Origin of the sequence: Sporosarcina sp. NCCP-2222 (assembly GCF_023168145.1) — a bacterium.
Classification (GTDB): Bacteria; Bacillota; Bacilli; order Bacillales_A; family Planococcaceae; genus Sporosarcina.
This window is the reverse complement of sequence record NZ_BQYK01000009.1, coordinates 23,734-33,253: the sequence shown is the minus strand read 5'-3', so window position 1 is coordinate 33,253 and position 9,520 is coordinate 23,734. Positions and strand designations below refer to the sequence as shown.

Here is a 9,520-nt window from a genome sequence, read left to right as displayed (position 1 = left end):
ATGACGCCATCCTATTCATTGATAGTGACGTGAAGGATACAGTTGGTAACGATGCGGCAACGTATTCTAAATCCGTTACGTTGATGAAGGACACGATTCCACCCGCTTTGACGACGGTTGAATATAAGGATGGTAAAATCGTGGCTACATTTACCGAGGATATTTCAGCGAGTGGCAATACATCGATCATGTTAATTGATCAAAAAACAGGTGTATCAACGCCAATTACTCTTCGCAACGGTGTCAATGCAACGTTTGCAAATAATACACTAACTATTTCTCAAGTGTTGCCGAATGGGGACTATCAACTCCGACTTTCTGCAAACACCGTAGTCGATAAAGCGGCACGCCCAAATGCAAACCAATTAGCGACTATGTATTTCTCGGTCACAAACAATGTTTCAAATGATACGGTTCGACCAGTCGTAGTAGGTGTTACGAACACGCCTGTAAACCCGGGAGTTTCACCAGGCGTGGAACAGACAGCAACCTTTACGGCAGTTGATGACGAAAGCGGGATTAATTTAGTTACCGTACAGGACATAAATAATTATACATGGGATGGCAAAGCATTGCCGTACGGTTCCTATGTCACAACAAACTTCGCTGGAACGTCAGACAAAGCAACCAACGTTGTTGTCACAGTCCATGTGCCTTCTTCAGAAATAAAAGAGACGAAAACAGCCTTGTTTACAGTGAACAATATCCGGGATAACGCAGGGAATATATTAGCTGCTCCGGGAAAGGGTAACGTGACTTTCGTGAGTGGTGCGAATCCGGAATTGATCGCGGCACGAGTAGGTGCTTCAAATAATTCGTTAGTACTTACTTTTAGTGAAGCGGTTCTAGGTGTGGATGCGAAAGACTTCCTAGTATCCATTAATCAAGTTGCTGTTCCAACCTCTGCATTGGGTCCAGTGCAACCTTCTTATACAGATAATACGTATGGGACAACGATCTGGGGATCGATTGCCGTTAACGTTGACATTAACGGTGACAAAAAGGATGTTGTTTATCTAGATACGGATGGAATCTCAGGTTACAGTTACGGTGATTTGGTTCTTGAAGTACTATCAAGGGATACAAATAGAACGAATTCCTTGAATACCTATTCAATCAACCTTCTTGATAATAAAATTTACGATTTACGTGTCCGATTGGTCCGTGATGCAAGTTCACCGGTCCAAAACCGGCAAGGCAATGAAGCAAAATTTAACACAGATGTCTATGTGAATAAGTACTAAATTGAAAATCCACCAACTGTCTTAACAGTTGGTGGATTTTTTTATTTTGGACTAATCTTTGTGAAATGAAGCTAAGGGAGGCAGTTTATTTTAAAAGCTGTAAACCTACTTTTTAAAGCATTTTTAAGTGAAGTGTAAGAGATGTATAAGTATTGAACGGTAGTATAGATGTGTTGTAAAAGGTTTTTTCAACTTGAGCGACTGATAACATCAATTGGGAGAGTGATGAATTCCATATGCATTAGATGGAACATTCAGTTGATAAGGCGACCCGGAAGTTTTGTTCTTGTAGGTATCGATTCTGTCAAGGGGATTGATATCCCTGATGTCTTGACGTGAAATGAGAATAAAAGAAGAAAGGATGAGAAGAAAAGCGTGAAAAAGATTTATGTATTTATGCTTATGCTGTTGTTGGTGGGCCAAACGATCTTGGGGCCGATTGCTACGGTGAGTGCTTCAGACAGTGGGCAGGATCTGGGTATTTCTAGTAACAGTGCGGAAGTTCCTGCTGATATACAATCTGGAGAAAATCCTCAAGAGATAGGCGAGGAGTCCGTAACTGACCCAGATACCAATAATGATCCAAATCCAAATGTTCCAGGCGGTGGGGGTGCCGAAGAGGAGCCTGCAGACACTGAAACTACGGATCCTAAGGAGCAAGAAGAAGAGAATACTGAGCCTATCGACTCTGAAACGACAGAACCTGCCGAGCAAGGCACAGAAGAGGGCGCTGAGAATGGTGATTTATGTTCAGAAACTGAACAAGAAGCACAAGAAGAATCAGAATGTGGGAACGCTGTAAATCAGATAAATTCAATAGTAGTAGGGGATTTTGATAGTGTCGTAGAGGAAAATGTCATTCATACGGTTAAGTATGATCCGGATGGCTTGAAGGATTCTGATTACCGACCGAAACTTGGAGAAAAAGTTGCTTTGGAAATTCGGTTTACACTTCCTCACGGGCATAACTATGGAAATGGTTCCATACTGACCTATACACTACCGAACCCGCTAAAAGCAGCAAGTGGATCTGGTGTATTATTGAATGCTGATCATTTGCAGTATGCCACTTATAGTGTAAGTAACGGGCAAGTTATTGTGACATTTAATGAAAACATTCGTTTTCAAGGGGAGGGTGGTTCTGGTGGTCTTGAAACGGATGGCTATTTCCGTATTGAGGCTGAATACGAGTCATCTAGTAATGACTTAGAACAGGAGCTTATCCTTCCAAACGAAGGTAGTACTGAAACCATAATAATTAACTTCCAACCATTGGACGGCACAAAAGTTAAGAAGAGTGTTAAGGCTGACAATGAGGGAACTAACAGTCAATTCGTTGAGTGGACCGTCGATGTGAATACAGTGATGGATGATCTTGGAGATGAAGGGATTCCCTTCACGGATACGCTTACTGGAAAACATAAATATGATCCATCTTCATTTATCATTGAAAGAAAACAAATTGGTGCGGATGGTACAGTAATCAAAACAGAAGATGTAACTGATAATTTTACAGTCAGCGCTGAAGATAACAGTTTCACCTTCCAACTTACCGGAAAATATGCATACACTATTTTTTACAAAACCATCCCTGATGAATCGGATGAAGCCCAAGAAACTTTAGGGAATACAGGCAGCTTTAATGGCGCAAACTCCCCACAATCAACAACAATCAAGTACGGGTCTCCGCTAACTAAGTCTGTTAAAAAAGATGGCGAGACTGCGGAGTGGACCATTAAAGTAAATGAAAATCGCAGGCCACTTCAAGCTGGCACGACAATTACAGATACTTGGGGGACTAATGAAAATAAACATGAGTTTGTCGGAGAGATTAGCGTTATCGGTTTGAATAGTGAAGACTATGAGTTTGTGAGTAAGGATAAAGGATTTCAGTTGAAACTTAAAAAAGATGTTTCAAATGAATTCACCATTACGTATAAAACAAAGCCGAAAGATTTGGTAACTGAAAGGGCAACAATTACCAACAAGGTTGTCCGTAGTGATAGACCAACCGATATTAAGGAGGCCAAAGCTTCCTACAGTCAAAATGTAATCTCAAAATCAAACTCTAATATTAACTATCAAAAGAAGACAATAGATTGGCGCCTAGAGTTAAATAATGCTAAATATACAATGGAAAATGTTAAGCTAAGTGATATTTTTGAGAATGAAAACTTAAAAATACAAGGGGACATCATAGAAAAAATAAATGTAGATCTTGGGAACAACACGAACGTTACTTACAACATTACTGCAAAAGATGATAAACACGGCAATGAAGGAAAAGGTGGATTTGACATTGAGTTCACTGGCACCATTACTGCCCCCATCATCATCACATATACAACTGAATACGACGTTCGAGGTGTCGATAACTTAGACACCTACAAAAATATTGGTCAACTCAGTTGGAAAACTGGGGAAAAATCTTATTCGTCAGAAACAAGCAGCACTGTCACAATAAATGACCAACAAAAAGAAAAAGGCTATAAAGCAGGACGCTACAATTATGAAACAAAGAGATTTGAGTGGAGCGTAGGAATTAACTATAACTTTGACGAGATTTCAAACGCTAAGTTTAGTGATACCTTACCACCGTCACAACTTGTGGATCGTGACTCTATAAAAGTGAATAAGTTAGATTTAGCAACTGGTGGGGATGGCAATGTTATCGGTGAACCTTTAGTTGAAGGAAAGGACTATTCGTTAAAATTTGAGAATCATACGTTCACTATTGTTTTTGCTAGCACGATAAACGAAGCATTCCGTATTGATTATCAATCACGTAATAAAGATGATTATTATAGACCTGACGGCGAGAAAGAGGTCGTTGAAAACAACGCAACGTTGACGGGCAGTTATCCAAAAGGGGAATACACAGCTAATTGGAGTAAAAAAGTAACAGTCGAACACACCGAAAAACTGATTTCAAAACATGCCAAACAAGAACACAGTTCAGGAGCCAAGCTTAACTGGACAATAAATCTAAACTGGGGTCAGTCTACGCTGAAAAATGCAGTGATTAGTGATACGATAGGCAACGATGAAGACGGAAATCCGAATCAGATTGTATATAAAGAATCATTTCAGGTTTGTGAAATGGATTACAATGGATATAATCCATCACCTGAATTAGGAACTTGTTATGCACCTGGAAATGGTCTTTACGATGTTTTCTTTGAAAATCTTCAAGATCCAACTGCTACATTTGAAATAAAATTCAATCAGAAGATAACAAAAGCCTATGTTGTAAAGTATGATACCTACTTTTTAGGTGCATCCAACACTCAAGTAGAAAACAAAGCCGTTCTTTCCTATGAATCGAGTGATTCGGAGGGCGTTAAGCAAGATGAACAAAATTATAGTGCAGTTTTCAAATTTTCTGGTGGTGCCAATGCGAAAAAAGGCCAGCTTGAAATAACGAAGGTGGATACAGATAACAAAAGAATAAAACTACCCGGCGCTATATTTGAACTATGGAGCGCACAAGAAAATGGTTTTCTGATTGAACGTTTATCAGAATCTGTTGATGGTGTTTATACTTTCAAAACAAAAGTTGGTCAAGGCGACTATTATTTAATTGAAACTAAATCACCAGATGGTTATACAGCAGTTGGCTCTGGGTATGACTCGCGTAAAAAGGTAACAATTAAGGATACGACGGGTGAAGTAAAGAATTATGTAGAAATGATAGAAATCACAAACAAGAAAGTCAAACAGGCCGTCAAGCTAATAAAAGTAGACAGAGAAAATCCGGATACCAAATTAGCAGGCGCTGAATTTACACTTCATCAAGAAAATGGCGATCTCGTTACTGATGAGGTTTTTAAAACAAATGACCAAGGCGAAATTGTTGTAAATAATCTACCGGCTGGAAAGTACTACTTTATGGAAACAAAGGCGCCAGAACATTATCTATTAGAAAATGAAGAAGATGAAAGAAAAACGGAACTCTTTGAAATCAAGGAAAATCAAATTGAATTCACAGAGGTCACGAAACATAACATGCGTGGAAAAGGTTCGCTGGTTATTACAAAGGTGGATGCTGCAGATAGTACAGTATTGTCTGGCGTAGTATTCGAACTTTATAACAGTGCAGAAGAATTAGTCGGCGAACAAACTACCGATGATAAGGGACAAATCATTTTTAATGAATTGCCATATGACACGTATACTTTGATTGAAACTGCTGCAAAACCTGATTATGTTATCGAAAACGCTGAGCATACAATTGTCGTGAAGGACGATCAGCAAAACGGTATCGAAATCAGCAAAACAATAACAAACAAACGAATCACCCATTCTGTCAAGTTAACAAAATATAATTCCACTAAAACCTTATTGCTTCCTAATGCGGTATTTGAGTTGCGCAAAATGAACGAAGGTTTGCCGAGTGGTTATGAAGTTGTCACAACCATGGCATCTGAAAAGCTTGTGACAGATGCCAATGGAGAGATTTATTTAGACGAATTGGAACCAGGTGAGTACCAATTTTTCGAAACGAAGGCTCCTGCTGGTTACTATGTCAACAAGACACCAGTAAGCTTCACTATTACTGCAAAACAAACAGAAACAGTTTACGTTGAAAAAACAAACACACGTATTCCTGACCCGGTTGGACCTACTGAACCAGGTGTACCAGTCGATCCAGACAGACCTGAAAAACCTTCAGAACCAGGTACCCCTGGCGGTGGGAATCCATCCAACCCGGGAACTCCTGGCGGTAAAGATCCAAACCAACCAGGTACACCAGGTGGAGAAGATCCATCTAATCCAAGTAACCCAGGCAGCGAGGATCCAAACAATCCAAGTAACCCAGGCGGTGAAGATCCAATCGATCCAAGCCAACCAGGTGGAGAGAACCCTAACGAGCCAGGCGGAGAAAATCCGGACGATTCAAACCAATCAGGCGGGGCGAAGCCAAGCAAGCCGAACAATCCAGATGGCTCTGGAAGTGACGGAATTACAACCGACACTCCAAAACCGAATGGCAATGGAACAGTTAGCGGTTCAACCAATGGCAAAGGCAATAATAAAGGAACTGCAGCGGGTGGAAAACTTCCACAAACAGGCGAAGAAACCTTGCTGTATATGACTATATTGGGCTCTGTCCTGTTATTGATTGGTGGAGGGCTGCTCGTACGTCGTCGTAAGACAAATGAATAAGCCATACTAGAAGAGAGGATGAGAACCTTGAAAAACAAAAAATCGATTCTTGGGATTTTGTTTTTGCTAACGGGGCTCGTCCTCGTTTCTATTCCGCTTTATGTGGAGTGGAACCAAAATAAAGAAGTGAAGGCTATGGAGCAGGCGTTGTCCCTTATAGCGCAGTCGGATGGCACCGAACCGGTTGCTCTAGAAGAGATTCCAAATTTGACTCTGACGGAAGAAGAGTTGATGCATGTAATGGAACTTGAAATTCCATTCATTGATATGAAGCAGCACATCTTGGAGAAAACGACAGATGACAATCTTAATATCGCGCTAACGCAAATCAAGCCCGAACAAGTGCCGGGGGTAGGAAACTTCACAGTGGCGGGGCATCGTGGTTATCGAGATGGACGCCACTTTAGTAATCTGGCCAGGGTGCCGATTGGCGAAAAGGTGTATCTGCATGCAGGCGAGGACACGTATGTGTATGAAATTATCAGCTCCGAAGTCATTGAGCCGACTTTTGTTGAGGTTCTGGATGATACGCAAGGGAAGAATGAAATTACGATGATCACCTGCACCATTTCCGGCAAGAAACGGGTTGCTGTGAAGGGGGAACTGGTGGAACGTACTTCAAGAAAGTAATGAGCAATCGAGTCATCTCCTTTACAAAGGGATGGCTCGATTTTTTTTTGCGTTTTCGTTCTATGGAAGTTGCTATTTACATAAATAAGGAGTAATGCATGTCCTATTGCCCAAGTGTTTTTAAGTGTTTTGTAAGTATGGCTTGTTATGATAACTAAAGATGGAAATTGAGGTGATTCCCCATGGATTTTATTGGCGATCAAGACTTGAATAGCATAGATATGCTTCGCCAGATACTAGACGAATCCTTTTTGGTTCTGTCTCTTTCACCAAATGGAAAGATCATAGATGCCAATACGGCGTTCCAGAGTTTTCTTCAATCTGACATAAAAGAGATCTACTTGAAGGATTACGATGATTTGATCAAGGATGGACCAAATTGGGCGGAACTCCGTGAGATCCTTGTGCAAGAGAAGCGCTGGCAAGGGGAAAGCTTTCTGGTGACCCAGCGAGGGGAACTGAAATGGGTAAAATCGAAATTTATTCTGTTGAATGAAGGGGAAGAGGATGCCAGAATCCTCTCCTTCCATTTGGATTGTACGGAACAGAAAAGAGCCGAGGAATGGAGACGGTTGGCTTACCAGAATGAGCTGACCGGCTTGCCAAATCGACGGGAATTGCTGTTGTCGCTGGAACGGCATGTTTCCGAAGCAGAACAGAAGAAATCTCGTTTTGTAGTCCTGTTTATTGATATCAACAAATTTAAATCTGTTAATGATTTGTATGGACATTATATTGGAGATGCATTGCTCATTGAAGTAGGAAAGCGTATTTCCAATCTGCCATACGAACTGGAATTTTATCATATAAGCGGGGATGAGTTCATTATATTGATGAAGGAAATTTCAGCACTGGATAAAGTAATTGCTTCTATCGCTTATGCATTTGATGAAGGTTTTCCATTGGACACGTTTTGTGTACAGGTGAGTGCAAGCATTGGAATCAGTCTGTATCCGGATAATGGCAGAGATCCGGTTCAGCTGCTCCAACTTGCAGACCATGCGATGTTCGAGGCAAAAGCCGAGGAATCCACTCGATGGTGCTTCGCTGGAATGCCCTTTGTTATTCGGACATAAGGAACTAAGGAAGATTGGTGAGAGCATTATGGAATCTGAATTAGTCTGCTGCCACACTAATTATTGTGGTAACAGACTTGTATTCTAACAACTGGAGTTGCAGTTTTACTCTACATGCCAGACTAACCTTTGACGATCATGTCATATAGTTCTGTCGTTTTCTGATCCGGCAGAATGCCTAATTCCTCCAGTAGCAACGATTTCATCTCATGGTACACTTTCACGGCCTCCCCCCGATTGCCGATCTCTACATAAAATCGCATCAGTTGTTGCACGGCGTGTTCGGAATAGGGGTTAAACGTTACAAGTAAGCGCAAGTATTCCTGTGTTTTATCGATCGCATCTTGTTGCTTAAAGTAGTCCGCCATTTTTTGCAAACAATGCAGCATTTTTTGACGAACACTTTGAGCTTTTGGTAAGGCCCAGTCGTATCCAGTGCATTCCAAGTAATCCCCAGTGTAATGCTCGATGATTCCTTCGAACATTTCTATCGAATCGTCCGTAATCTCTGGATGCTTCTCCAATATATTTTCAAACTGGTGTACATCACACTCGAACTGTTCCAGCTTCATCGTGTAGCTTCCATTGGAAAATAGAATGGCCTTCGGTTGCCCAATGGAACTTAATAATTTTCGTAAATACGACATTGTCGTATGCAGCTGTATTTTGGCTCTCGAATACTCTACATCTGGCCACAGAATTTCAATCAGCGTGTCGCGTTGAGTGGGGCTATGCAAATGCGTGAAGAAATAGGCGAAAAGCTCTTTCACTTTGGCTGTTTTCCATTTGATAGGCGTATTATGATGATAGACATTAAACTCTTTGAAACAGATGATTTTCAATGTTTTTAGCTGGATAGGTGTGCTGCTCTTCTCATTGGAACGAATTCGCATTTGTTCTTGAATGCGCCGTGTCGTTTTCTCCAAACGTTCCTGCATGATTGGTTTAAGAAGATAATCAATGGAGTCCAACTCGAAAGCTTGAACTGCGTAGTCCCGGTATGCGGTAACAAAGACGATGAAAATATCCTTGTTCCACTCTTTGATGACATCCGCCAGATCCAAGCCGCTCAAACCGGGCATTTCGATATCTAAAAAGGCGACGTCAAACTGAAGATGCTGCATATCTTTCAGCATCTCTGTCCCATTTGGATAGGCCCCCACGACCTCCACTCTATTCGTTTTAACAAGCTTTTTCTCCAATTGCTGTAACGCCAGCTGCTCATCATCTACAATAATCGCTCGAATCACCAGAAATCACCACCTTCATCTACAATCTACCAAGTTATATATTTCCAGTCATTATCTCAAATTCCATCTGGGTATGGCAAGAGGACAGAGGTAGGAGGAGGGGAAGAGGGAGTTTTGGTTAGTGATAAATGCTCAAAAGTACTATAAGGTTTAA

At 41.1% G+C, this 9,520-nt stretch carries 5 protein-coding genes; 4 read left to right on the top strand and 1 reads right to left on the bottom strand.

Going from position 1 to position 9,520, the window contains the following annotated elements; translation table 11 throughout:
- The 4 genes from NCCP2222_RS16965 to NCCP2222_RS16950 all read left to right on the top strand — a co-directional run.
- The coding region (locus NCCP2222_RS16965) for a hypothetical protein (protein WP_248513572.1) at positions 1 to 1,244 on the top strand (1,244 nt) is incomplete at its 5' end.
- 375 nt (positions 1,245 to 1,619) lie between these two features.
- Entirely contained in the window at positions 1,620 to 6,410 is a 4,791-nt protein-coding gene (locus tag NCCP2222_RS16960; protein ID WP_248513571.1) for a SpaA isopeptide-forming pilin-related protein, read from the top strand.
- 18 nt (positions 6,411 to 6,428) lie between these two features.
- Positions 6,429 to 7,040 (top strand): class D sortase, encoded by a 612-nt coding sequence (locus NCCP2222_RS16955; RefSeq protein WP_375709210.1) that lies wholly within the window; start codon positions 6,429 to 6,431, stop codon positions 7,038 to 7,040.
- A gap of 182 nt (positions 7,041 to 7,222) precedes the next feature.
- Positions 7,223 to 8,116: a sensor domain-containing diguanylate cyclase gene (locus NCCP2222_RS16950; protein WP_248513569.1), complete on the top strand. Its 894-nt coding sequence runs from the start codon at positions 7,223 to 7,225 to the stop codon at positions 8,114 to 8,116.
- A gap of 122 nt (positions 8,117 to 8,238) precedes the next feature.
- Here NCCP2222_RS16950 and NCCP2222_RS16945 read toward each other — a convergent pair whose 3' ends face one another.
- Positions 8,239 to 9,366 carry a response regulator gene (locus NCCP2222_RS16945; protein ID WP_248513568.1) on the bottom strand — a complete coding sequence of 376 codons (1,128 nt, stop codon included), beginning with the start codon at positions 9,364 to 9,366 and terminating at the stop codon, positions 8,239 to 8,241.
- Positions 9,367 to 9,520 lie beyond the last annotated feature (154 nt).

Coding starts and splice junctions, on each gene's coding strand:
- NCCP2222_RS16950 (WP_248513569.1), top strand. CDS start 7,223: ATGGATTTTATTGGCGATCAAGACTTGAATAGCATAGATATGCTTCGC.
- NCCP2222_RS16955 (WP_375709210.1), top strand. CDS start 6,429: ATGAGAACCTTGAAAAACAAAAAATCGATTCTTGGGATTTTGTTTTTG.